16 protein-coding genes are annotated in these 25,445 nt (G+C 68.5%); 4 read left to right on the top strand and 12 right to left on the bottom strand.

All coding sequences use genetic code 11. The features are described 5' to 3' along the window. The 8 genes from FL344_RS15740 to FL344_RS15775 all read right to left on the bottom strand — a co-directional run. Window positions 1–838 (bottom strand): LppY/LpqO family protein (locus FL344_RS15740; protein WP_228565082.1); only part of this gene is annotated, 838 nt, incomplete at its 3' end. 794 nt (window positions 839–1,632) lie between these two features. Beyond that, entirely contained in the window at window positions 1,633–6,180 is a 4,548-nt protein-coding gene (locus tag FL344_RS15745; protein ID WP_141619108.1) for a myxosortase-dependent M36 family metallopeptidase, read from the bottom strand. Between the two features lie 43 nt (window positions 6,181–6,223). Then, a complete protein-coding gene (locus FL344_RS15750; protein WP_194863124.1) occupies window positions 6,224–8,827 on the bottom strand; it encodes an Ig-like domain-containing protein in 2,604 nt (867 codons plus the stop codon). A 159-nt stretch (window positions 8,828–8,986) separates the two neighbouring features. After that, window positions 8,987–12,415, bottom strand: coding sequence for a hypothetical protein (locus FL344_RS15755; RefSeq protein WP_228565083.1), 3,429 nt, complete (start codon window positions 12,413–12,415; stop codon window positions 8,987–8,989). Window positions 12,416–12,522: 107 nt separating this feature from the next. Further along, window positions 12,523–13,179, bottom strand: coding sequence for a response regulator transcription factor (locus FL344_RS15760; RefSeq protein ID WP_141619110.1), 657 nt, complete (start codon window positions 13,177–13,179; stop codon window positions 12,523–12,525). Then, the gene (locus tag FL344_RS15765) at window positions 13,157–16,342 is read right to left on the bottom strand and encodes a two-component regulator propeller domain-containing protein (protein WP_228565084.1); all 3,186 of its coding nucleotides are present in this window, start codon (window positions 16,340–16,342) and stop codon (window positions 13,157–13,159) included. Before FL344_RS15765 ends, FL344_RS15760 begins: the two co-directional genes overlap by 23 nt. A gap of 312 nt (window positions 16,343–16,654) precedes the next feature. Further along, entirely contained in the window at window positions 16,655–16,861 is a 207-nt protein-coding gene (locus FL344_RS40025) for a tetratricopeptide repeat protein (protein ID WP_141619111.1), read from the bottom strand. A 115-nt stretch (window positions 16,862–16,976) separates the two neighbouring features. After that, entirely contained in the window at window positions 16,977–18,464 is a 1,488-nt protein-coding gene (locus FL344_RS15775; protein ID WP_194863125.1) for a hypothetical protein, read from the bottom strand. A gap of 346 nt (window positions 18,465–18,810) precedes the next feature. Between FL344_RS15775 and FL344_RS15780 the strand changes: the two genes are divergently transcribed. Both FL344_RS15780 and FL344_RS15785 read left to right on the top strand, forming a co-directional pair. Then, window positions 18,811–19,857 carry a hypothetical protein gene (locus FL344_RS15780; protein ID WP_141589957.1) on the top strand — a complete coding sequence of 349 codons (1,047 nt, stop codon included), beginning with the start codon at window positions 18,811–18,813 and terminating at the stop codon, window positions 19,855–19,857. 194 nt (window positions 19,858–20,051) lie between these two features. Continuing rightward, a complete protein-coding gene (locus FL344_RS15785) occupies window positions 20,052–21,071 on the top strand; it encodes a peptidylprolyl isomerase (RefSeq protein WP_228565085.1) in 1,020 nt (339 codons plus the stop codon). A 25-nt stretch (window positions 21,072–21,096) separates the two neighbouring features. On the opposite strand, the gene FL344_RS15790 is transcribed toward FL344_RS15785, so the two are convergent. Beyond that, on the bottom strand, window positions 21,097–21,465 hold the full coding sequence (locus FL344_RS15790) for a hypothetical protein (protein WP_228565086.1): 369 nt from the start codon (window positions 21,463–21,465) through the stop codon (window positions 21,097–21,099). Window positions 21,466–21,609: 144 nt separating this feature from the next. Further along, window positions 21,610–21,951, bottom strand: a complete 342-nt coding sequence (locus FL344_RS15795) for a zinc ribbon domain-containing protein YjdM (RefSeq protein ID WP_090493369.1) — start codon at window positions 21,949–21,951, stop codon at window positions 21,610–21,612. Between the two features lie 173 nt (window positions 21,952–22,124). Here FL344_RS15795 and FL344_RS15800 point away from each other — a divergent pair, with 173 nt between their 5' ends. Next, complete coding sequence (locus FL344_RS15800) at window positions 22,125–22,628, top strand: TlpA disulfide reductase family protein (RefSeq protein WP_141619114.1); 504 nt, start codon at window positions 22,125–22,127, stop codon at window positions 22,626–22,628. A gap of 10 nt (window positions 22,629–22,638) precedes the next feature. Here the strand turns inward: FL344_RS15800 and FL344_RS15805 are convergent, their stop codons facing one another. Then, window positions 22,639–23,805 carry a cytochrome c biogenesis protein CcdA gene (locus tag FL344_RS15805; RefSeq protein WP_141619115.1) on the bottom strand — a complete coding sequence of 389 codons (1,167 nt, stop codon included), beginning with the start codon at window positions 23,803–23,805 and terminating at the stop codon, window positions 22,639–22,641. Window positions 23,806–23,970: 165 nt separating this feature from the next. Continuing rightward, the gene (gcvA, locus tag FL344_RS15810; protein WP_141589952.1) at window positions 23,971–24,879 is read right to left on the bottom strand and encodes a transcriptional regulator GcvA; all 909 of its coding nucleotides are present in this window, start codon (window positions 24,877–24,879) and stop codon (window positions 23,971–23,973) included. Between the two features lie 209 nt (window positions 24,880–25,088). On the opposite strand from gcvA, the gene FL344_RS15815 reads away from it, so the two are divergent. Continuing rightward, entirely contained in the window at window positions 25,089–25,370 is a 282-nt protein-coding gene (locus FL344_RS15815) for a hypothetical protein (RefSeq protein WP_194858356.1), read from the top strand. Window positions 25,371–25,445 lie beyond the last annotated feature (75 nt).

Consider the following 25,445-nt stretch of genomic DNA (forward strand, 5'->3'; position numbering starts at 1 on the left):
GCGGCGCTTCGCCCGTCATGTGGTTATGGATGGCGACGACGTCGATGTTCGCCGCCCGCAGGGCCTTGAGCACGGGCTGCAGTTCGCTCTCCAGCATGGCGAAATCCCCATCCACGACGGCCTGCTGTGAGGTGCCAGCGAACGCCGCCCAGGTGTTGACGCCCATCGCCTTGCCCATTTCATGCCCATGTATGCGCACGGTGCGGCCCACGGTGACCTTGTAGACACCGTCCTTGTAGGTGCCCTTCTGGCCCACCAGCGCATCGAGTTGCGCGGCATCGAGCTTCGAGCGGGCGGGGTCGATGGACGCGCGTGGCACCCGGCCCTTGCCGCCCCGCGTTTCGCGCAGCCGGGCGAACACCTTGCCCACCGCGTCGGCGAGCTGGCCGGCCTCACCCATGCCGCCCACGTGCATGAACATCACCTTGGGGCTGTCCCAGAGGAAGTGATTGTGCAGGGCCGTGACCTCCAGCCCGTTCTGGAGCGCCACGTCCATCACCGGGTTCACCTGGTCCTCAAGCAGAACGATGTCGCCCATCACCATGGTGGCGTCCCCCACGCGTTTGAAGGCGGCCCAGGCGGTCAGGCCGAGGGGCGGGGTGAGCTTCACGCCGGCCGCGCTCACTTTGAGGTCGGTGCGGGGCAGATTCACCTTGAAGACGCCCTCGTCGGCGGTCAACTCGCCCTTCGCGCCGGTTCTCCGCTCAATATCCGCCGTGTCAATACCCACGTCTTGGGGTGGGGCGCCCTTGCGCTGCTGGGCATGAGCCATGCCGGTGAATAGCAAGGCCACGACGAGCGCCAGGCACTTCCAGCATTCGCTTCTCAGCATCATCATGAGTCCTCCAACTCGGGCAGTACTGCCAGGCGTACATGTCCGCGCGGGCTGCTTGGGTCGGAATCACAAAGGCACCGCCTGCGCCATCCCCCACCCTCAAGAGGCTGCGCGCGCATGGCGCAGGGCGTGCCAAGCCGAGCCGGACGACCTGCGCATCGAGGCGGACTGCGCGCCCAGCGACTTACACGCCGAGCGTGTTGTGGAAATGGGCGGGCTGGCAGTGGAAGCGGAGAAGGGGCTAGGCATTCCTGGGCGCGGTTACCATTCAGCCTCCCCCCACCTTCCGCGCCCACGCGATGCGCGACTCTCCGCGCTCTTCAAGTAGAGCAGCGCCGCCAGAGCGGCAACGTGGACGAGAGGTCACCGGCAATGTAGTTGGCGGAGATTCAATCGGCCCCTTGAGTCCTCTGACGGAACGAATTCGCGCAGGGCTTCGCTCGAAGAGCTGAACTAAGGGCCCGACCCACCGGTAGGGCCCTTTTGTTTTACACGGGCCTCGCGGTGAAAATCGCGGGGCCTTCGTGCTTAAGCCCCTGAATCACAAGGGATTGTGAATTCGGTCGCTGCGTCATGGGTCGGCGCGACGATGCGCTGGAGCCCTCTCAGGAGGCAGTTCGGCTTCCAAACGAGTGAGTCGCCGCGCATCCCGCGCATCATCGCTGTCGCTCACCTCGGCCCCTCTTCCCGAGCAGGACCGAAGGGGCACACACCGCGCATGAGAGAATCAACAAGAGGGGCGATGGCGCATGTGCCACCGCCCCTCTTCACTGCCTCGATGCAACGTCAGGACGACGTCAGTCCTCGCGCCGCCTCCACGCGAGGAGCGAGAGCAACGCCATCGCCAGCGGGAGCGCGGCAGTCGTCCCGGTGGACGAGCAACCGCTGGACTCCTTCGGCGCCGGGGGCGCCGGGCTCACCGTCACCGTGACCCGGTCCTCGGCGGACAGGCCACTCTCCGAGGAGACCTTCACCACGAAGACGAGCTCCGTGGCGGCCGAGACCTCAGGCGCGGTGAACTGGACACGCGCCTGCGTCGCATCCAGGAGCGTCACGGTAGGGCCCTCGCTCTGGCTCCACGCGTAGGTCAGCGTCCCCTGCTCCGGGTCCGCGGCCGTGGCCGTCAGCGTGACGGTCTTCGCCGAGAAGGTGGACACATCATCCCCCGCGTTCACGGTGGGCGCGAGCGGCACGTGGCGCACCGTCACACTCACCTGCGCGGCCTCGCCACTCAGCTGCCCGTCACTCACCACGAGTTGGAAGACGAGTTCCGCGCTCCCCTTGGCGACCGCGGGCGCGGTGAAGCTCGGGGTCAGCGTATCAGCGCCCGTCAGCGTGACGGGCAGACCGGAGACCTGCGTCCACTGCTGGCTGACCACCGCGTCGCCGTCCGGGTCCTCCGCGCTTCCCTGGAGCGTCACCGTGCTCCCCTCGTCCACCGTCTGCGCGGTGCCCGCGGACGCCGCCGGCGCCTTGTTCACCTGGCGCACGAGCACCTGGACCGTGTCCCTGTCCCGCAGACCGCCGTCCAGCACCGTCAGGCGGAAGGTCAGCATGGTATCGGCCAGCACCTCCGGCGCGGTGAAGCTGGGCGTGGCCGTGTCCGCGCCACTCATCGCGGCGAAGGGACCCGCCACCTGCTCCCAGCGGTACGTGAGCGCACCACCCGCCAGGCTGCTGCCGCTGCCCCGCAGTTGCACCACGGACAGCTCATCGACCGCCAGGTCCTCGCCCGCCTGCGCATCCACCTGGCCCGTCGTGCAGACTCCCTGCTCGTCCACCAGCGCCGTGAAGGGCGTGTTCGCCAACCCCGTGAAGGCGATGTCATCGATGAACCAGCCAAAGCCCCCGGCCGCCTCATCCGTGCCAATGCGGAAGCGGATGCGAACCACCTTCTCCGCGAAGGCGGTGCCCAGGTTCACGCTCGACGTCACCATCTGCTTCTGCGTGAACGCGAAGCTCGCACCGCCGAAGGCTCGGCGCCCGGTGAGCGGATTGACGTTCCCTTCGTAGTTCGTGAGCGTGACGTTGTACCCGTTGGAGGTGATGCGGTTTCCGATATCGGTCCACGTCTGGCCGTCATCCTCCGACAGCTCGAGGACACCGCCGTCGAAGTACTCTCCACTCGACGTCTCGAAGGCGTAGCGGTGGCGGAAGGTGAACGACAAGCCCGCCTTGCCCACATGGAGCGGCGGCGAGACGAGCGCGAAGTCCGCGGCGCGCCCCACGTCCTCTCCATGGAAGGAGCGCTCCGTCCCAGCATCCTCGTTCACGGTGAAGGAGACGCCGCCCATCGCGGACGTCATCGTCCAGGGCAGCAGCCGCGCATCCACACTCTCGGTCGTCGAAGCTCCAGGGAGCTCGTCCTGCTCCACCTTGGCGGTCAGCGTCGCCGTCTTGTCACTGGCAGCCACCCCGTTGGCATCGCGGTAGGAGATGTTGAAGTGGACCACCGAGCGAGGCGCCGCGCCCGAGAGCCGCACCGGCACCTCCACCGTGGCCGTCTCGTACAGGCCCATGGCGGGGAAGCTCGCCGCCCCGCCATTGGCCAACTGCACGGCCTCGCTGTTCGACGAGACATTGATGCTCGTTGCCTGCAGCGGGGCGGTGCCCGTGGAGCGCAGCGTGACGCGCAGCACGCCGCTCTCGCCGTTGTCCAGATACCCGTCCGCGTCACAGGTGTTCTCGCTGCCGTCCTCGGTGAGCTCCGCCGAGACGAACGCCACGTCAGCGCCCGTGCGGAAGCTCTCCACCACGCCCGCATGGCTCGTGGAGGCCCGGTCCGGCGCCACCGCGCCGATTCCCGCGCCACGCCGAGCGAACGCCTCCGCGAAGATTTGGTAGTCCGCCGGGTCTCCCGCATAGGCCGCCGCGAGCAGCGCGTCGCGAGCCTCCAGGAACGTCGGCGAGGCCGGGGTCAGCGTGTACGCGGTGACGAGGTAGCTCATCATCCGCCGCTGGACTTCGTTGAACGACAGCCGCGAGGAGTCACGCAGCAGCCCGACGTAGCACTCCCACAGCATGGTCGCCCAGACTTCGCCGGCGTTGTGGTACTCGGCGTTGCTGCGCCCATCCGCTCCGAAGGCATAGGGCACGCCGCTGGGAAGACGGACTCCGTTGGAGATGTGCTTGAAGGTCAGCGGGTTCTTGCGGAAGTCCACCGAGTAGGGCACGCGGCGAATCCCGAAGTAGGCGGCATCCGCGCTCATGTTCCGCGTCGCGAAGTCGCCCACCGGGAAGACGCCCGTCCAGTTCGGATTCGAGGCGACCTGCGCATCCTCCTCGCGCACCGAGAGCAGCAGGGCGTGGAAGTCCGCCCACCCCTCTCCCATGCTGCGCGCCTGGTTGGTGCCCAGGCCCGCTCCGTCATGGACGAGCCGGTTGCTGATGTAGTGCCCCCATTCGTGCGCCACGATGCTCGTGTCGATGGTGCCGTCCAGGTCCCCCTCGGGGCGATGAATCATCGAGAGCTGCACCCCCTCCGTGAGCTTCCCCCGGATGCGGTCCGCGTCCCCCTTCGGAATCAGCACCGCGCCAATGCGCGACGGCGAGAGCCCGTTCTCGAAGCCCATCCCCTCGGGCATGTCCATGCCATCGACATTGGCAATGACGACCCCGATGGCCCCAGCGGCCTGGGCCGTGAGTGCCTTCCGATGGAAGCTGCAGGTGCCTCGGTCGATGAGGACGATGTTCCCCTCCACCTCCGCGGCGTTGGTGAGCGCGGTGCAGCCATCCGTCGTGGATGGCCCGTCGGCGTTCTCCGCATCGAGCCCTTCGACCACGCGGCCGGACACCGAGAACACGCGGGGGGCGAACTGCGAGGGGACGAACGTATACGGTCCCGCGATGCTCTCGGGGGCCGTCACTTCGACAGAGCTTTGCGCGGTGCCTCCGGGAAAGATGAACATCTGCATCCTCGGGCGGGCACCGTCGGCCGGGGTGGACATGTTGGCGTTGTTCACGCCACCGAAGTCCTGCGCCTCCGCCTTGATGCTGTCACCCCCAAGCCCTCCGCGCCCGTAGTTGTCATGCTGGGCGTTGCCCGCCGCTTCGTTGAAGCCCGCGTCGTAGTACGCGTCGTGCAGCCAGTTGTTCACATAGAACAGCTGCGTGACGGAGGACTGGATCTGCTGGGGTGTCTCGTACGGCAGCAGGTTGAAGCTGTGCGGATAGTCGAACGTCGCGGGCCCTGAGAGGGCCGCGCGCATGTCCCCTTCGCTGAACCCGTCCGGCGCGGCCAGGTCCGCGTACGCGTCCACGTTGTTGCCCACCGACTCCTTGGCGTCCACGGGCAGCCACGGGTCATTGCGGCTGAAGGGCGCGTTGTCGAGCGTCACCAGGTTGCGCTCGACGAAGAGCGGTACTTCGCCATCCGGAGTCCCCGTCGGGTGCGGGATGTGCGAGTTGCCCGACGGTCCGGCGAACGGAGTGAACGGAGACGTGGCATCCGCCCAGACGCGGTAGCTGTGCGCCGCGTCCTCCGTGAGGTTCTTGCGGAACAGCACCCGGCCGTCCTCCGCGGCGATGACATACGAGTAGTAGTCCGAGGCCGAGGAGCCCGCTGCGCCCGTGTTCAGCTCCACGTAGTAGGCGGGGAGCAGTCCCTCGGGAAGCTGGAAGAGCACCGGCTTGCTTCGAGCGGGGATGCGCAGCCCGACCGGGAGCGGCCGGGCATAGGGGACCAGCTCATGATGCGAGTAGCGGCCCGAGGCCCCGCCCGTGAGCCGCAACAGGCCGGCATCGAGCGACTGCCCCGTCAGGTCCGCGAACGCCGCGGCCACGGCCTGGGGAGCCCCCATCCGGAATGCGCGCGCGGGGCTCTTGTTGCCCTGCCCCACGTCCGGCGAGAGGTGACCTGAGGCGGCCACCAGCACGTTCTCCTTGTCGAGGAGCAGGCTGACGGTGCCACGGAACACCTCGACACCATCCACCTCCTGCCGCAGCGTCACCACCGAGGAGCCCAGCGGGCTCCGGCGAACGCTGGCGACCGACGTCCCCACCTGCGAGAGCGACCGGCCGCCATGGAACGGAGCCAGCGCATCGAGCTGGAGCCGGGCCGCGGTCGCCGGAGACATCCGCGCGTAGTCGCTGGCCGCGCGAAGCGACGGGGGAAACGCCGTACCTTGCGCGGGCCGCGAGGCCCAGACGAAGGTCGGCACGCCGAGCCGGGGCTCGCGGTGCAGCACCTGTCCGCCCAGACTCTCACTGTCCTCCAGGAGCGAGCGGGCTCCGGGAGCGGGCGAGCGCTCCAGCAGTGCATCGTAGTTGGGACGGGAGTCGGCACCCGCCTGCGTGCCCGCGAACGCCAGCGCGACACCGGCGAGGTTCTTGAAGAGTGATTTCACGAGATGGACCTCGAAAGAGGAATGGGTGTGCTCGGCACGCGCGCTAGCGAGCCCAGAAGATGCGCCGCACGAAGTAGGCCGGAGGGTTCCCCATGGAGACGGCTTCCGAGCCGTCGAGGTTGGACACCATGATGGTGTTGGTCCCCGTCACCGGGTCCCGTTCGGTGTAGGCGACCTTCGTGCCATCGGGAGAGAGCGTGAAGAGGGACTGGAGGAACTCGCCCCTGCTGCCGCGCCTGAGGGGCCGCACGATTTCGCGGCCCGTGCCGTCGGGCCTGATGCGCTCCAGCCACGTGTCCGACTTCACGTCCTCGTTCCAGTAGTGGTACAGCAGGTCGCCGTTGGGCAGCTCCATCGGGAACCGCATGATGGAGGCCATCTCCTGCCCCTGGACGGAGAAGTCGATGATGGAGCGCGCGCTCCCATCCTCCAGCGAGTAGGCCCAGAGCTGGGCGCCCTTCATCGCGTACTGCACCGTGTAGAGCGTCTTGCTGTCGCGCGAGAAGGAGGAGAAGACCAGCGGCCAGATGGGGGTGGGCGACGGCATGTCGTTGATGCCATTGATGAGGACACGCCGCTCGTCCGTCCCGTCAGCGCGGATGATGAAGGTGAACTCGAGGCCATCACGTCCCGGGTACGGGTCGCGCATGCACGACCGCATGAACGAAATCCACTGCCCATCCGGCGAGAACTCCGGCATGCGCTCTCCGCACAGCGACGAGCTCGCCTGGGTGAGGCGCCGCACCCGGCCGCCATCCGCGTCCGCGATGTAGAGGAGCCCCTGGAAGTAGATGCCCCCGAACTTGTCTCGCCCGTCCACCCAGACCACCGACTTGCGGTCCGGCGAACGAATCACCTCCGAGTGGACGTCTCGCGGAGAGAAGAACGGCGTGGGCGCCTGGGTGATTTGACGGAACTGGGAGCCATCCGGGCGCACGGCGAACGCCTGCGGGAAGGACTCCTCCTCGGTCTGGGCCTCCGCCGAGGAAGAGGCGGCGAAGAGCAGCAGCTCGGAGGCGTCCGTCGCGCGCATCGTGCCCACGGTGGCGTGCAGCTCCGCGGCATCCCCGATTCGAGCCAGCTCGCCCGCGGCGCCGACCTCGAACAGCTCGACGTTGAACGTGTAGTCGCCCTTGATGGCGAACCGCGTGCGGAAGGAGTACGTGTGGCCCTCCGCGCCCTGAAGCTCCGTCGCCCCCAGCTCGAAGCCCGACTCCTGGCTCATGTACGCCGCGCCGCTCGCGTCGGTCTCCGAGCCGCCCGTCCACGTCTCCGGCCGGTCGGCCACCTCACCCGCGGCGCCCGAGAAGTAGCGCACCGGCTGGCCCACCACGGGGCTGTCGGTGGGCGGCAGGTGGAGATCGGCCGGCGGGTTGTGGCGAATCACCGACACGCGCCACCGCAGTCGCGTGGAGGGCGGCAGGGCCTTGGTGAGCCGCGCCGTGAAGGAGACCACCCCATCCTCCATCGTCTGGAACGTCGGGACGACGCTGGAGATGCTCAGCTTCGACACGCTCACCTGGGCGGTACCGCGAAGTCCGTTGAAGGTCGCGGCGATGGTGGCGGAGCCCTGCCCCACCGGCGTCACCTGCCCACGCGTGGACGCGGTCATCGAGACCACGGCCACGTCCGTCATGTCGCTCGTCCAGGCGGCGCTCGCGGTGACATCCTGGGTACGGCCGTTGGACAGCGTGGCCTCGGCGTGGAGCTGGCTCGGGTGGCCTTCAATCAGCATGCTCGCCGCCGGCGTGACGGCGAGCGCGACGGCCTCGGAGACCGTCACCTCGGTGCCGCCGCTCACGCTCGCGAAGGTCGCGGTGATTTGGGCCTCCCCCAGCGCGGCGCCGCTCGCGACGCGCTTGTTCAGCGACACGATGCTCGCGTCACTGGAGCTCCAGGTGGCCTCATTGGAGACGTCCACCGTCGTGCCATCCGAGCGCGTCGCCATGGCGGTCAGCATCAGCGTGCTGCCCCGAGCCATCGAGGCGTCACCCGGAGTCACCGCCACCGACGTCACGACGGCCGCGGTGACGGTCGCCTTGACGGTGGCTTCCAGCGAGCCGAACCGGGCCTTGAGGGTGGCCTCGCCGGGCGAGCCGGCGCGAACCAGGCCGCTCTCGGAGACCTCGGCAATCGCATCGTTCGAGGAGGACCAGGTGATGTCGCTGGTGAGCCCGTGTGAGGTGCCATCCGAGAACGCAGCCGTGGCGGCGAGCTGCTGCGTGAGGCCCGCGGCGAGCGACAAGTCCTTCGGCTCGATGGAGAGAGAGACAGCCGTGGCATCCGTCACGTCGAGCCGCGCCTGCGCGGAGACGTCGGAGTAGGTCGCGCTCAGCGTCGTCTGCCCCTTGGCCAGCGCGCGCACCTGGGGCGCGGCGCCCGCCTCGGAGGACACCGTACCGATGGCGGCATCCGTCGAGGACCACGAAGCCTCGCGCGTGACGTCCCGCGTGCTGCCATCGGAGAAGGTGGCGGTCGCGGTGACGTCCGCGCCGATGCCCACGGCGAGCGAAAAGCGCTCGGGCGTAATCCGCAGGGACTTCACGGTGGGGGAGGACTTGTCGCTACTGCAGCCGGCAAGGACTGCCGCCGCGACCAGCCCCAGCAACGCGGGGTGAAGCAGACGACAACGGGAACGCACTGACATGGATGGACCTCTCTGCAGCAAACCGCCGCGCGTACGACGAACAGCAACCATGGAGTTGGAAACGAAACGGTACGGATTCGGGTGGCGCGCACCATCGGGGGCGCCCCTGGAAGTCCCTCAGGAACCCCCTAGGGGCGCTGATGCCGCGCGCTTCACGACTCAGGGCAGCGGGCTGGCGCTCACGCCCCGGAAGCTGGTGTTGGCCGGCGCCGTGGCCACGACATGCACGGACGGCGTGAACGAGCTTCCATCATCCAGGAAGGACACCAGGAGGTTGCCCGCGCCACCACCACCCGACTGGTACGTGGTGACGTAGACGCGAACTCCTCGGGGAGTCCGCACCGCCGAGACGCCATGGGTGGCGATACGCACGGTGGTGGTCCCCGCGACGGCGAAGGTGGGCACGAAGCTGGACACCTTGCTCCAGCTCACCCCGTCGAAGGTCCACTTCTCCAGGCGCAACGTGTCCGGAGTCCCGCCCTGGCTCGCATTCTGGTTGAGGTTGATGGACACGTAAGCGGTGTCCACACCGGCCACCTCGGGACGTTCATCGAGCAGCGCGAAGCCGGACGCGTTGAACGTCGTCGAGAGCGAGGGGAGCTGGTTCGGCGCGACCGCTGCGGTGGGCTGCTCGGTGGGGAACGTCAGGATGCCCTGGTTGTAGCCCTGGGGATTCGGGCTCGGAGGGATTCCGAGCGAGAAGTAGACGCGGCCGTCGAACAGACCCACGAAGCGGGTGTCCTCCACGCCCGTGGAGATGGCTGTGGACACCGTGGTGTTCTCGGCAGGCAGCGCATGGCGGATGCCGCCGCTTCGACCCGACAGCCAGTAGCCGGTGCCGTCCACCGTCGAGGCCGAGCGCACCTGGTCTCGGTCATAGGCATCGCTCAGACGCACAGGGAGGGTGAAGGTCCCCGCGAGGTCCAGCTGCCCGATGACCCGAGGCGTCTCCGTTGCGGCCGTGCCCGAGACGTTCGCCAGGCCCACGTCCGCATCGAAGCCCGTGAAGGTGAGCAGGCGACCATTGCCCGAGCGCGAGAGGAAACCCTGGTGGACATCACTGCCGGCCACCGTGAGGCGGGCCGCCCCCGCCGCGCTCGAGGCGGGAATGGCGAAGGTGCGCACGGGAGCACCACCCATGGGGCGGTACTCATCGATGAAGACCTCCGTGGCATTCGTGTTGAGGGCCGCGGCGCCCGCGCCCACCCGGACCACCATCGCGTTCGCCTCACAGACCACCATGACGGTGACGTCGGCCTCGCCCATGGTGCCCGTTCCGCCCGAGACCTCGCAGGTCTGTCCCATCGGGTGACGGCTCACCTCGACCGCATACGCCTCGCCAGGACGCAGCGGCAGCGGGAACGAAGACTCCCCGTCGGTGGCGACCGTGAGGGCGTCCGTGCCGGACGTCAGCCCCAGCGTGCCGGTCAGCCCCGAAACACTGACGCGCAGCTGGTAGACGTTCTCACACGTGACGACGATGTCCGTGACGGGCGCACCGCTCACCGTCCCCACGCCGGAGCTCACGGCGCAGCGTTGGTTCTCCGGCTGCGTCTTCACCGTCACCGAGTAGCTGCCCTGCTCCGCGACCTGCTGGGCGAAGGTGAAGACACCATTGGCCGAAACCGGGAGCACCTCGTCGCCGTTGTTCTGGAGCTCGAGCATGGCGCCCTCGGCCAGGCCGCTCACGGTGCCACCCACGGGATACGACGCCGTGCCGCAGAGCACCTCGATGTGGGTGACGTCCCCCTCGCCCATCGTGCCCGTACCGTTCGACACGGTGCACACCAGCGGCGCGGTCGCCTGGGCCGTGACGGAATAGGTCGCGCCGAAGGCCACCGGCGTCGGGAAGGCGAAGGCTCCATCGGCGGAGACCGTGAGGTCATCCCCTCCGTTGTTCCTCAGCACCGCCGACTGCCCCTCCCCCAGCCCCGCCACGGTGCCGCGCACGAGATAGGACCTCGGCGAGCAGACGACCGACACGCTCGTGACGGCCGCGCCCCCCAGCGTGCCCGTGCCCTGCCGCACCTCACAGGACTGCCCCTCCGGCTGGGTCTTCACCGAGACGGAGTAGGCGCTCAGGTCCGCCACCGGCTGGAGGAAGACGAAGGGCCCATTCGTGGAAACGGTGAGACGCTCCTGCTCGTTGTTCCACAGCTCCAGCGCGGTTCCCTCGACGAGCCCCGCCACCTCACCTCCGACGGTGAAGGACCGCGTGGTGCAGGAGACCACCACGTCCGCGATGCCCCCTACCCCGATTCGACCCGTGCCATTCGGCACGCTGCAGACCAGCGGGTAGCGAGCCTCGGCGGTGACGGAATACGTGCTCCAGTAGGACACCGGCGTCGGGAAAGTGAAGGAGCCATTTGACGCAACGGTGAGCGCATCCCCTCCGTTGTTCTTCAGCACCACCGACTGTCCCCCCGAGAGTCCCGCCACGCTTCCGCTCACCGAATACTCCAACGCCCAGCACGTCACGACCACGCTGGTCACATTCGCCCCGCTCACGGTGCCCGTCCCGTTGCGCACGTCGCAGGCCTGGCCCATGGGCGGCGAGCGCACCGTCACCGAGTAGCCACTCAGGTCATCCACCGGCCCGACGAAGGCGAAGGCGCCGTCCGCGTTGACGCGGATGGACTCCGTGCCATTCGTGAGCTCCACCGAGCTTGCGGGAAGGATGCCCGTCACGGTGCCACCCAGCGAGAACCGTGTCGTCTTGCAGCTGACGCTCACGTTCGTCACCGGTTGGTTGCGCATGGTTCCAGTCCCCCGGCTCACGGTGCAGGCCACCGGATACACCGCCTCGACGGTGACGTCGTAGCTCGCGCCGAAGGCCACCGGCGTCGCGAAGGCGAACTGCCCGCTGGCGGTGATGGTGAGGGCATCGCCCCCGTTGTTCTTCAGCACCACCGACTGCCCCTGCGTCAGGCCAAACAGCGAGCCGCGCACGCCGAAGGTGCGCGCCGCGCACGCGATGGCCACGTCGGTGACAGCCGAGCCCATCACCGTGCCGGCGCCGCGCTCCACTGCGCAATCATGGCCCTCCGGAGACGACTGCACCGTCACCGAGTAGCCGGCGAGGTCGACGACCTCCGCGGGAAACTGGAATGGCCCATTCGCGGAGACGGTGAGCAGGGGCCCGTCGTTGTTCCGCAGCTCGAGCGAGGCCCCCTCGGGAAGACCAGAGACGACACCGCCCACCGGATAGGTGTTCGTGCCGCAGGTGACGGCGACGCTGGTGACGTCCGCGTTGCCCATCGTGCCGCTGCCGCTCTCCACGGTGCAGGAGGCGCCCTCAGGCGGCGTCTGGACGGTGACGGCGTAGGCCGCACCTCGCGCGACCTTCTGGCTGAAGGCAAAGGAACCATTGGTGGTGACGCGCAGGGACTCGTCGCCGTTGTGCAGCACCACCTGGGTGCCGTCACGCAGGCCCGACAGCGTTCCGCCCACGGAGTAGGACGGGACTTCGCCGCCTCCGGCATCGGGCTCACCGGGGGGCTTCGGGTCGGAGCCGCAGGCGGTGAGCACGACGCTCAGCAGGCCCACCAGCGCGGCGCTGGAGACGGAGGAGCGTGAAATCAGTCTCATGGGTGGGGGATCTCCATGACGGTTTGGGACGCACGACGACCCTACGGCCTCGTCGGAGAGCCCCACCATCGGGGAGCCCCCTAACCGCCCCTCAGGAATCCCCTACGTCACGACGACTCTCCCGGGACGAGCCCATACCGGACCGCCAGGCGCACGAGCGAGGGCACGTCATAGATGGCCAGCCGCTCCATCAACTGCGTCCGGTGCGCCTCCACCGTCTTCACGCTCACCTGCAGCCGCTCGGCGATGGCGCGCGTGCCGTTTCCCTCGGAGATGAGCTGGAGGATTTCCCGCTGCCGCGAGGTAAGCCGGTCCAGCGGATTCGCCGCGGGCCGCTCCTCGTCGGTGATGCGCAGGAAGCCCTCCACCACGGTCTGTGAGATGGCGGGACTCAGGTAGGTGCGGCCCTGTCTCACGGACTCCAGCGCCACCTTGAGCTCCTCCACCGCCGAGTCCTTGACGAGATAGCCCGCCACACCCGCGCGCAAGGCCTGGGCCACGTACTCGGCCGAGGTGTGCATGGAGAGGATGAGGATCCGCGTGGAGGGGCTCAGCTTCGGCACGCGCCGGGCGACCTCGATGCCATTGAGCCCCGGCAGCGAGAGGTCCAGGAGCAACACATCCGGCTGCAGCTTGTCCGTGAGCGTCAGGGCCTCATGCCCATCGCCGCACTCGGCGAGCACCGTCACCCCACCCAGCGACTCCAGCAGTGCACGCAGGCCCGCCCGCACCAACTGGTGGTCATCCGTCAGCAACACGCGCATCTGGTCCTCCGGAAAAGTCTTCCCGCACGTCCGCCCTCACTTCGGCCACCACGCGCGTCCCCTCCCCCGGACGCGAGGTCACCTCGAAGTGTCCCCCCAAGTCGCGCACCCGCTCCTGCATCCCGAACACGCCGAAGCTGCCCGGCCCCCGGCCCGTGAGGACCTGGTTGACGTCGAACCCCTTGCCGTCATCCCGCACCTCGAGCCGGATGACGCGCCCCACGGTCTCCAGCCGCACGTCGATGCGGCGCGCGGAGGCATGTCGGAGGGCGTTGGTGACCGCCTCCTGGATGATGCGGAAGACGGCGATGTCCCGCCCCTTGCTCAGCGAGGGAGGCGCCGACGACGCGGTGAACACGAGCTCGACGCCACTGCGCCGGGCCACCTCGCGCAGATACCACTCGAGCGCGGCGACCAGCCCGAGCTCATCGAGCTGCGGCGGGCGCAGGTCCACGGAGAGCGCCCGCACCTGCCCGATGAGCCGGTCGATGAGCGCGACGACCTCGGGCAGGCGCGTCACCGAGGGACTCGCGGAGGTGTTCATCAACCCGAGGTTGAGCTTGACCGCCGTGAGCGCCTGGCCGAACTCGTCGTGCAGCTCGCGGGCGAGGTGCTTGCGCTCCTCTTCCTTCACGGCCTCCAGCCGCATGGTGAGGCGGCGCAGGCGCTCACGCCCGGCTTCTGCCTCCTCGAGCGCCTGCTCGCGCTCCGCCTGCAACGTGCGCAGCGCGAGGTTGCGTCCGACGAGCAGCCGAGTCCGCCACACCAGCCCCACCACCACCGAGAGCAGGACCACCGCCAGCGCGCCGAAGCGCACATCGGTCCGCTGCCAGAGGGGCGGCGCCACGCGGAGGGTGAACGGACGCATCTCGACCCAGTCTCGGCCTGGGCTGCGCGCGCGCAGCCGCAGCGAGTGCTCCCCCGGAGGGAGCGAGTGGAACGAGAGCTGATTGCGCGTCCCCAGCGAGAGCCAGGGCTCCTCCGCCGTGAAGCGATAGGCGTACTCCACGCCGTTGCGCGCATAGTCGAGCAGCGAGAACTCGAGCGAGAATGGCTGGCGCCAGGGGACCTCCAGGCCAGGGAGGTCCCACACCGGCTGGTTCGGGAGAGCGTGCGACTCCAGCCCCTCGATGGAGGTGAGGATGAGCGGCGGCGAGGGCTCGCGGGGCGGGCGCACCGAGGGGTCCAGGTCCACGAGTCCCTTCGAGCTCCCCCAGTAGAGCCGGCCGCCCAGGAGCGTCACCGCCTCCGGGTTGAACGCGTCAGTGGGCAGACCATCCGAGGCGGCGTAGTTCTCGAATGCCCCCGTGGCCACGTCCAGCCGTGACAGGCCCGCGCGAGTCCCCACCCAGATGCCCCCGTCGGGGGCACGCGCCATGCCCATCACGTTGTTGTCGATGAGCCCGTCGGTGCTCGTCCAGAGGTCCACGGACACCGGCAGCCCGGAGTCGTCGAGAGACACCCGCTGGAGGCCTCCGCCCACGGTCCCCACCCAGATGGCGCCCGAAGGGTCCTCCATGAGCGTGCTCACGTAGTAGTGGCTCAGGTGCAGCTTCGAGTCAGCGCCCAGACGCATGCACTCCACCGCGTCCTCGCTGGCCGAGCAGACGTTGAGTCCGCCCGAGCGCGTTCCCACCCAGAAGCGCCCGCGCCGGTCCTCCATCAGCACCGTCACGAAGTCATCGGAGAGGGAGCGAGGATTCGAGGGCTCGTGACGGAAGGCCACGAAGTCATCGGTCTCCGGCCGGTAGCGCTGCAGCCCCTGTCCCCCGCTGCCCAGCCAGACGTGGCCACGAGCGTCCTGCAGCAGCGTGTTGACGAAGCCAGGATGGTCGCTCGCCCCGCGCTCCGTGCGACGGTAGAACTTGAGCAACTGGCCTGTCGCCGGGTCCAGGCGATAGGCGCCCATCGAGATGCCGACCCACAGCTCCCTGTCGCGGGTGAGCAGGAGGCTGAGGACGCCTCGAGTGTCGACACCATCCAACACGGGCCCAGGCAGTGGGACGGCCTGCCCCGAGCGAACATCCACCCGGTCCACGCCTCCACCGAAGCTGCCCACGAGCAGGTGGCTGTCGCCATCCGGAATCACCGCCCACACGTCCTCGCTCGTCAGCCCGGAGGCCGAGTCCCCGGCCCTTCCTCGCAGGGTCCTGAAGGTCTCCTGCCGGAAGGGCGCGTAGAACAAGCCCATCCCGAACGTGCCGATGAACAGGTTGCCAGCGGCATCGAACGTGAGCGCGCCTTCGTCGATGCGGTGCTCGTAGCCAGGCCCCGCGGACGGGAGACGCTCCTCACGCACTTCGCCCGTCGCCGTGTCCACGCGGAGGAGTCCACCGCCGAAGGAGCCAATCCACAGCGTCCCGTGTCCATCGGGCTCGAGCTCCGTGACGACCTGTACCTTCTGGGCGAGCTCCGGTGGAGACAGCTGGGCGCGGCGCAGGTAGGCCTCGTCGGGCTCTACCCGGTAGAGCCCTTCACGGGTGCCCACCCACATCCCGCCGTCCGGGTCCACCGCGAGGCTGAAGATGTCCCTGGAGCCAGGGCCTCGCTCTTCGGAAGAGATGGGCTCGAACGTCGTGGCGCCGGGCCCGCGTCGGAACAGGCCTCGCGCGAGCGTGCCCACCCAGAGCGCCCCCGTGCGGTCGTGCTTCAGGGCCATCACGAACTCCTGGCCCCCGCCAGGCTGGAGCGGAATCCGCTCCGCCACTCCCGTCTCCGGGTCCAGCAGCGCGAGTCCCGCGTGGGTGCCCACCCACAGGCGCCCATCATCGGCGTCGGCCAGGGTGAACACGCCGTCATGGGGGATGCTGGCGGGGTTGCTGGAGTCGTGACGGAAGTGCCGAAAGGACCAGCGAGCCCGGTCCACGAGGCTCAAGCCACCCGTCATCGTGCCGACCCACAGCCGTCCCTGGGCGTCCTCGTGCAGGGTGCGCACCGCGTTGCTTGCCAGGGAAGCAGGGTTGCCCAGCTCGTACTGGAACTTGCGGAAACGCTGGCCGTCGTGGAGGTAGAGGCCCTCGCGAGTTCCTATCCAGAGCAGCCCCACCCGGTCGTAGAGGACCTCGGTGATGTACTCGGCCTGGAAGGGGCGCGCGCCGCCCACCTGCATCAACCCGAGCTCCTGAGCCCCCGGCGCGACGGCAGGGCACAACAGGAGGAACAAGAGGACTCCCAGCCATCCGGGAGCCGTGCGCAAGGAGAACCTTCGTGACGAGCTCACGCGCGCACCAGGGCCACCCTTCCGGTGAATTCGTCCAAGTCGAGACAGCCTTGCCTCACGGGAAACGAGCCGCCGAAGAAACGAACGTGAAACGACCCGAAGAGATTCCTATGTCAGCCAGAAGGAGCGCCAGCAACGGGGAGTCGGGCCCGAAGATGGCGAGCTGAGTCGAGTGTCACGGTGACGTGACGTCGCCCGCGCTGCGTCACGCCCAGCGTGGCCAGGTGTCAGCGGCACGAGGCGCCGAGCAGGAGCTCAGGGAGCCTTGGCCGCGGGCTGCTCGAGCTCCTTGAGGCTTCGGACAGCGTCGGCGTTCTTCGGGTCGAACTCCAGTGCGCGGCGGTAGCGCTCGATTGCGTCCGCGAGGCGGCCTGCTCTGCCCCCAGCCTCAGTGCCCTGAAGAAGGGGCATCGTCCTCAGCGTTGCTTTGGCGCCGCATCCATCGCGGCGCCGTCGGCGCATCCGACGCAATGCATTTCACATACACCCCAATCGGCTCAGCTCCTTGAGCCCGAGTTTCAGGCAGCCATCCGAGGAGAGGTTGCCAACGCTGTCGCTGCGCTCGCCGCAGCGGGGACTACTCCGCTTCAGCCAGTCCCGCGGGACAGGAGAAGGTGGCGGGCATGGACCACAACTGGAAGGAGTTCGTGTCGTCGACGGCGCGGAAGTAGATGCGGTTGCCCAGGAGGGTGAACCCATCGGGGACGGAGGAGCCCGCTCCGGGGCGGATCTCCGCGAGCTGGCCGGTGGTCGCCGGGCTCCCCTGGGTGAACCAGGGCTCGGTGCCCGAGCCACCCTTCGACGCGGCGAAGAGGACGGGGCCCGTGCCCGTGGGGAACAGCGGGGAGGCGTATTCGTCGCCCGTGCTCAGGGTGCGGGAGAGCTGGACCGTCGCCGCCGCGCCATTCAACGCCCACAGCGACACCTCCCGTGGCGCAGGGCCCGAGGTGCCAATGGCCACGGAGAAGTAGAGCTTCCCGCCGGAGGTCGCAGTCCGCTGCACGCTGGGGTACGCGCCCTCCTGGTCCGAATAGGGATTGGGGAGGGTCGTGACGGAGGTCTTGCCTCCACCCCATAGGGAGACACTTTCGATGCGCAGCCGCTTCGTGCTGGGGTTCATCGAATACAGATAGACAGACGTGTTCAGCGCACCGAGCAGGTTGACGAACTTGCCGAACGCCTCCAGGCGGACGGTGCCTCCCGGCGTGCCATCCGTCTTCCACACCTCGGTGTTGGGGCCGTCTCTCAACAGGAACAGGCCCAGGTTCCCGGCGAAGCCCGTCTGTTCGATGGGCACCGCCTGCGCATCCAGCTTCTTGACCCAGGTGGTGCCGGCCGGTGTGCCGTCGGTGCGCCACAGCGAGGTGCCCTGACCGGGCGTGACCACGAAGAAGAGCAAGGCATTGCCCACCTCGAACGACGTGTATCGGTCGGTCGCGAGGGGACCGAAGTTCCCCAGATGCACCGTGCCCGCAGTGGTCCCGTCCGAGCGCCACAGCGAGGTGCCAGTGCCGGTGTCCAGGAAGAAGAGCAGGGTGTTGCCCAGCATCGTCGGGGCGACGAGCTCCCCGAGCGTGCCGAAGTTCGCCACCTCCACCGTGCCCGCCGCGGTCCCGTCCGAGCGCCACACCTCCACCTGGGGATTGCCGGGCGCGAACGCCCACTCGCGGATGAAGGTCAGCCGCCCGTTCTGCGCGGCGGTGAACGCGAACCGGGTGCCGGCGGGGCCGGGCGTCACGTCCTTGACGAGGTGGGTCCCTGCCCCGGTGCCGTCGCTGACCCACAACTCCTTCCCGGTGCCCGGATCATCGAACTGGAAGAAGACCTTGTTTCCCACCGGAACCAGGCTGCTCATCCGGGGGTCTGCCACGGAGGCGGGGGGAAACGACTTCACCTGGACGGTGCCGGCCTCCGTGCCATTGCTGCGCCACAAGACGGCGCGTCCGTCGAAGAAGTTGGTGGCGAAGTAGAGTTGCCCCTGCACGTCGACCAGGAACTCCGGGTAGGGCCCGTTGACGGAGGAGCCGGACCCCGGTGGAACGACGACTTTGACGCGCGAGGCCACGCTGGCGGGACATGCCTGCGCGGTGACCTCGCCAGTTTCGATTGTTTCGACAGTTTCGGCTGGGAGTCCCCCACATCCCGCCAGTCCCAGCCACACCAGAGCACATCCACTCCTTGCTCGCATGTCCTCTCCTCCCCGGCTCGAAGCCTTGGGACAGTGGGACGCGCGTCGGAGTTCGCCAAGAGGACCCGGAGAGCATGGTTCAGCTTCGGGACAGCTGCTCCCCAGCGCCGCCATGGGCGCTGCCCTTGAGGTATCTTCGGGATTGTCGGTCCCGACGCAACTCCGGCGGGGTGATCGCGATAATCCCTACGATTTCGTCCATTTCAATTTCGAGAGGCCCACCATGGGTTTCGATATCCGCAAGACCTTCAACTCTGCCCGCGCCAACGTCCAGAAGGTAGCCAAGGACGTCCAGAAGACCGTCGAGGACAACAAGGGGCTCATCAAGGGCGCCACGGCCGTTGCCACCCAGAGCGCGAAGGCCTTCGGGTACGGCAAGGACGCCTTCCAGCAGATCAAGAACATCAAGAACGGCGCTGAGGGCCTGCTGACCGGCGCCAACCGGGCGTTCGTCAGCAACCCCACCTACGCCGCGGGCGAGTTCAAGGGCCTGACCAAGCTGGGCGCCGGCATGAAGGCCGCCGCGCGCTACGCGGGCATCCCTGGCGCGGTGATGTCGGGCGCCACGGCCGTCAAGGACATCCGCCAGGCCATCCGCACCGGTAGCAAGGACGACATCATCACCGCCACGCGCTCGACGCTCGACGCGACCAAGGCGGGCCTGTCCGCCGCGACGGGCGGCATCGTCGGCGGCAAGGTGATGGGCGGCGTGCTCGGCGGTACCGTCTTCAAGGAGAAGCTGGAGGCCGGCAAGAAGGCCGTCGACGCCTTCAAGAAGGCGCTCCCCAACGCCAGCGACGACGTGCTCAAGGCCGTCAAGGACACCGCCACCAAGGGCATCTTCGAGGGTGGCACCGCCAGGGGCGTGAGCCGGGCCGTCAAGTCCGCCGCGGCCGAGACGGCGAAGGCGACCAGCACCCTGGCCCAGGGCCTGACTGGCAGCGGCACGCGCCAGGCCGCCAAGGCCGCGCTGAAGACGGCGGGCAAGGAGGCCGGTGAGGCGGCCCTCAAGCAGGGCGCGAAGGCCGCCGCCGGCACCGCCGCCAAGGCGCTGGGCCGGTTCGCCCCGGGCGTCAACGTGGCCATCGCCGCGGTCGACGTGGCCAACGCTGGCGCGACGCTGATGGACAAGAACGCGAGCACGGGCAAGAAGGTGACGTCCGTCATCACGGCGGTGGGCTCGGTCGCCGCGGCCACCAACATCCCGATTGTCAGCCAGGTGGGCGCCGCGGTCTCCACGGTGTCCAGCATCGTGGGCGCATTCTTCTAGAGCAGCGCCCCACCCTTCGGGGTTTGTCAGAGCGGCTCGGCTGGACTATGCCTTGGTCCATGCCGAGCCGTCGCTTTTCCCCCCATTGGCGCGGGCGCTGGCAGGCCTATCTCCCGGGAGCATTCGTGAGCCGCAAGCAAGGGACGCAAGGACCAGGTCGTGGAGTCGAGCGCCTCCTGAAGATGAGCCCGGTGGTGAGCCTCGCCTCCGCCAAGGCCCTCGAGCTTCCAACCGTGAAGGCGCCCTCCCTGGAGGGAATCTCGGTGCGGGTCCCCACCCCGGACGACCTGACCGAGGAAGACCTGCTGCGCGCCTTCCACGAGAAGCGCCGCGCCCTGGCGACCTCGCGCGAGCGTCAACCCGGCGAGTCGCTGGAGCTGGGCGACGAGGTGCGGCTCAACATCGTGGGCTACTGCGACGGAAAGCTCATCCCCTTCTCCGCGCGCTTCGGCATGACGACGGAGCTGGCCCCCATCGAGGCCCTGCCCGGCTTCAGCGAGTCCGTAGCCGAGGGTGCCAAGGTGGGCGAGTCCCTGCAGATTGCCCTGGAGCTGCCGGAGACGTACCCCGTGGAGGCGCTCCAGGGGAAGCCCGCGCGCTTCCTGGTGGACGTCCTGGCCGCCCATGAGGTGACGCTGCCACCGGAGAGCGCCCCCGAGTTCCTCGAGAAGCTCGGGCTGGGCGGCACGCTGGGCGAGGTGATGCCCCACCTGCGCGACGAGCTGGAGGACGCGGCGGCGGCACAGCTCTGGGTCCAGGCGCGGGACATGGTGCTGGACGAGCTGGCCCGGCGTGCTCCGGTGGAGCTGCCTCGCGCGCTGGTGGACGAGGAGCTGCGCCGCCGCTGGGTCCAGGCCGAGGGCCAGGGCATGCTCGAACACCAGTTCGACGTCGACGAGCAGCGGGAAGCGCTCGAGGGCTGGCTCACGGACCCCACCACGCGCGCGGACGTCGAGCGTCGGCTGCACATCGGCATCGTGCTGAAGGCCATCACCGAGGAGCAGAAGCTTCAGCTCACCCCGGAGAAGCTCGAGCAGTTGGTGCGCGACCAGTTGGAGCCCTTCGGGCTCACCGCCGCGGATGCGCACGCCGCCCTGCGCGAGTCGCCCGAGACGACGAAACAACTCGCCGAGATGGGCTGGTACCTGCTCGCGGTGGAGCACGTCATGAACAAGGCGAAGGTCACCTTCGAAGGCGCCGAGCAGGAGGGCTGAGGGCGCCCTCGCAAGGAGCGCGCGCTCAGCCTTCGCTGAACCAGAGCCCCGCGCCACCCGCGAGGCCCATGCCCAGGAACAGCGCGGCGAGCCCCCACGTCTGGGCGCGCGACCACCGGAGCGACTCACCATACCGGTAGCCGCACACCAGGATGAGCAGGGCGAACCCCAGACAGATTGACGCGGGCCCCAGCGCGACCAGCACCTTGCGCGGCGTCCCGCTCACGTCGAGGACAGCCAGCAGCAACAACGGCCAGAAGCCGATGACGAGCAGGCTGAGCACGAGCCCCAGCCCCCAGCGCCCTTCGGGAGAGGACAGCTCCATGAAGTCCAGGAAGCGCGTCCACCAGGAGCGGGGCGGCTCTCGATGACGTTGGGGGGCTGAGGGCTGCACGTGGGGCGGCTCCAGGGACGGGGTGCGGTGCACCTGGCAGCCTCTTCTAGTGCAGCCCGGGACGGTTCGCGGCTACTTTCCTTCCGTCAAGTCGGACACCGCCCTGCCTCGTCCAGGGTATCCACGGAAGCGGCGCAAGCCCACTTACGCCTTCTTCACGAACTCCGACTTGAGCCCCATCGCACCGATGCCGTCGATCTTGCAGTCGATGTCGTGGTCGCCGTCGACGAGGCGGATGCTCCGGACCTTGGTGCCGACCTTGACCACCGTCGACGAGCCCTTGACCTTCAAATCCTTGATGACGGTGACGCTATCGCCGTCCTGAAGCAGGTTGCCGTAGGCGTCACGCACCTCGCGCTTCTCTTCCCCCGGCGCCGCGGCAGCGACGGTCGACCACTCATGCGCGCACTCCGGGCAGACGTAGAGGCTGCCGTCTTCGTACGTGTAGGCGGAGTTGCACTTCGGGCACGCGGGCAGGGCGCTCATATCGGCTCCAGAGGAAGGAGGAGCGGAGGCATATACACGAGCAGCGAGCCGAAGGGCTCCCGTTCCACCAACAGAGCTCCTGATGGAACTGTCCTTCCGGAACACCCCGACCGCCGGAACTCCCGCACGGAAAGAAGATGCGCGGGCGTGCTTCCGTGTGCATAGAGAAACCCATGCGCCGTCTCCTTGGCTTCCCGCTCCTGCTTTCGCTCGCCCTGATGCAGGGAGCGTGTGACCGAAATGACCGCTATGACCGCCCCGGCACGCCGGTGCCGGAGACCCTGCGGGCCGAGACGCTGGCGGGAGAGCGCATCGACCGAGCGGCGCTGCTGGGCCGTCCCTGGGTCATCAACGTGTGGGCCCCAGGCTGACACGCCTGTGCTCGGGAGTTGCCCGAGCTCGAAGCCCTGAGGAGTGAGTACGAGGCGCGCGGCGTCGGCTTCCTCGCGCTCTCGCTCAATCCCAGTGAGGCGCGAAACCGCCAGACTGCGGCCGAGCTGGGAGTGCGCATGACCGTGGCCACGGCGAAGGGGGAAGTGCTGGGCCCGCTGCGCATCTCCACCGTGCCCGCCACCGTCTTCATCAACCGAGAGGGCGTGGTGGTGGCAGCCGTCAACGGCGAGCGCTCGCGTGGGTTCTACGCGCGGCGCCTGGAGGCGCTGCTCGCTGCGCCGTAGCGACTGGCGTCTACGGGAGGAGCCCCGCACAGCGGCCGCCCGCGATGACCTCCAGTCCCTGCCAGAGGGAGGTCAGGGATTGCTCACCCACGCGGCGCGCCACCTCCTGGCCCGCGGCGTCCAGGAAGAGGAACGTGGGAACGCCGCGAACGCCATATTGGGCCGCGGCCCGCCGGCCCTCCGCTGTCCCCACATCGAGGCGGAGAACCTCAACGCCCTTTCCCGAGCAGTGTTGCTCGGCCAGGGCCACCGTGGGCTCCATCCGCTGGCAGACGGGGCAGCTCTGGCTCACGAACTCCACCATCGTCGGGCGTTCAACCCGGGCCAGCGCGGACGGACCGATGAAGGATGGGACACTCCCCTCCTCCGGGAGCGCGCACGTGCCATCGCCACCTTCCTCGGAAGTGCACGCCGGCTCCGAGGCGGCCGGCGCGGACGAGGCGCGACGCTCCATCACGGGGGCGGAAGCCTCTCCCCCCTCCGCCGAGGGCACGAGCAACGCCAACGAGTCGGTGAAGAGCAGCACCCCCAACCCGGCGAGCAGCACCCCTGTGGCGACCTCGAACTTGCGCAGGTGCCGCTTCGCGCGCTCCATCCACCGCAGCGCAACCGGAGCGGCGGCCGCCACCAGTAGCAGCGGAACGGAGAGACCCGCGGCATAGGTGCCGAGGTAGAGCGCCCCCATGAGGGGCTCCGACGTGGAGGAGGCGGTATAGGTGAGCACTCCACCGAGCACCGGCCCGATGCACGGCGTCCACCCCAGGGCGAAGGCGGCCCCGAAGAGGAAAGCGCCCAGCAGGCTGCCACCCCGCCGCACCCGTCCGAGCAGGGGCCGCACCTCACCGTCCATCCAGGGAATCTGGATGAACCCAAGCTGCTTGAGCCCCACCAGGAAGAGCGCGAGCCCTCCGAACTGAAGGAGCCCGCTCCGATGCTCCGCGAGCAGCCCGCCCATGGCGGTGGCCGCCATGCCGAGCACGACGAACACGGAGCCGAGCCCCAACGAGAACGCCAGCGCCACACCCCATGGCCGCCGCACGCCGCTGCCCGCCTCCCGCAGCTGCGACAGGGACACACCCGCGAGGAAGGACAGGTAGAGCGGGACGAGTGGAAGGACACAGGGCGACAGGAATGTCAGCAGGCCCGCGAGGAAGATGCCGGGGAGGCCAAGGCTCATGTCCTCGAGGACACGGCCTCGAGCCGCGAAAGTTCCCGGCTTCGCGCCTTCAAGGAGCCAGGCGGGTCAGGCCGTCGACGAGTATCGGCGCCTCCATTTCGGAGACGGCCCATGCGGCCTGACGGCCCCTGCTCGATGCAACGCCAACGCGCTCACCGACAGGGGCTAGGACGCTTCGCGAACGAGCCATTCACGAAACGCCACCAACTTCGCGAGAGTGGCGCACTCGGGTCGGTAGACGACGTAGTAGGCGAGTCTGGAAGGGAACTCGACCTCCGGGAACAGGCGCACCAGCCGTCCGGCCGCGACGTCGTCATGCGCCATGATGCTGCGAGCCAGCGCCACGCCCTGCCCGTCGATTGCTGCCTGAAGTACCGCAGCGGAGTTGTTGATACGAAGGCCTCGCTTCGTCTCGACGTCCTTCACCCCCGCCTTCTCAAGCCAGGCATCCCACGTGGCGAATCCCGCCCGGGAATCCACGGAGCGGTCGTGGATGAGTCGTACGCCGCCCAGGTCCGAAGGCCGACGCAGACGGCGGCCCTGCCGAAGGAGCGCAGGGGAACAGACGGGATAGACCTCTTCGTCGAAAAGCTTCTCCGAGACCAACCCGGGCCAGTCCCCCGCTCCGTAGCGAACACCGATATCCACACCACGCGCGGCGAAGTCGAGCAGGTCGATGGACGCATCGAGCCGAACGTCCAGCTCTGGCCATGCGGATTGGAAACGCTCCAGGCGCGGCAGTAGCCACTTGGCCGCGAAGGCGGGGCTGACCGTCACCGTCAGCACCCCGACCGGCGAGCCTTCTTTCAGCCTCGCAACTCCGACGCTCAGCCGCTCGAACCCCGCGCGGATATCCGGCAACGCCCGCTGGGCAGCCTCAGTGAGGACCAACCGCTTGCGCCCACTCGTGCTCCGATGGAAGAGCGGCGTGCCGAGCGCCTCCTCGAGGCTTCGCACGAGTTGTCCAACCGCCGCCGGAGTCACGTGAAGCTCGGCGGCCGCGGCAGAGAAGCTCTCGTGCCTGGCACTCGCCTCGAAGGCGCGCAGGGCGTTGAGGTGTTCGGGCACATTCATGGGCGGTAAAGATTTCCTTTGCTGGATGCCAAGAACATCTCGATTGCCGCCACGAGGCCCCGGGAGCATGAATCCTTCGTCGCCCCAATGTGAGGAGCGTCTGACGCGCCGGCATTGGCTCGGAGTGGAGCCCAGAGCCGACGTCGAGGCAACCCCACAATGGATAGTTGTTCTTTCACGTAACACAGACATCAAGACGGAGGAAACCGATGGTCTACCTGCAGATCACCCTGCAAATTTCTCCCACCAACCGGCCCGCGGCCGCCGACGTGTACAAGCGCTACAAGGCGCCATTCCTCGAGAAGGTCGTCGGCGCAAAGTTGAAGGAGTTGCTCGTGCGTGACGAGGACGTGCAAGTGCTCCATGGATTCGACACTGCGCAGCAGGCCAACGCCTACCTCCAAAGCGACTTGTTCACCGCCGACGTCGTGAGCGCGCTGAAGCCACTCCTCGACGCCGCCCCGGAAGTCCGCATCTACCAGGCCGCCTGACGCCTTCCATGTCGGGCCGCCGCCGACCGCGGCGGCCCGACATTCACCCAGGACCAGCAAAGGAGCACATTTCCA

The organism is Myxococcus sp. AB036A, assembly GCF_006547355.1.
Classification (GTDB): domain Bacteria; phylum Myxococcota; class Myxococcia; order Myxococcales; family Myxococcaceae; genus Myxococcus; species Myxococcus virescens.

What these genes read in the sequence shown, in the direction of transcription:
- gcvA (WP_141589952.1), bottom strand. Translation starts at nt 24,879, where the DNA reads ATGAATGTGCCCGAACACCTCAACGCCCTGCGCGCCTTCGAGGCGAGT.
- FL344_RS15815 (WP_194858356.1), top strand. Translation starts at nt 25,089, where the DNA reads ATGGTCTACCTGCAGATCACCCTGCAAATTTCTCCCACCAACCGGCCC.
- FL344_RS15760 (WP_141619110.1), bottom strand. Translation starts at nt 13,179, where the DNA reads ATGCGCGTGTTGCTGACGGATGACCACCAGTTGGTGCGGGCGGGCCTG.
- FL344_RS15780 (WP_141589957.1), top strand. Translation starts at nt 18,811, where the DNA reads ATGGGTTTCGATATCCGCAAGACCTTCAACTCTGCCCGCGCCAACGTC.
- FL344_RS15805 (WP_141619115.1), bottom strand. Translation starts at nt 23,805, where the DNA reads ATGAGCCTTGGCCTCCCCGGCATCTTCCTCGCGGGCCTGCTGACATTC.
- FL344_RS40025 (WP_141619111.1), bottom strand. Translation starts at nt 16,861, where the DNA reads ATGCGCCGACGGCGCCGCGATGGATGCGGCGCCAAAGCAACGCTGAGG.
- FL344_RS15795 (WP_090493369.1), bottom strand. Translation starts at nt 21,951, where the DNA reads ATGAGCGCCCTGCCCGCGTGCCCGAAGTGCAACTCCGCCTACACGTAC.
- FL344_RS15750 (WP_194863124.1), bottom strand. Translation starts at nt 8,827, where the DNA reads ATGTCAGTGCGTTCCCGTTGTCGTCTGCTTCACCCCGCGTTGCTGGGG.
- FL344_RS15755 (WP_228565083.1), bottom strand. Translation starts at nt 12,415, where the DNA reads ATGAGACTGATTTCACGCTCCTCCGTCTCCAGCGCCGCGCTGGTGGGC.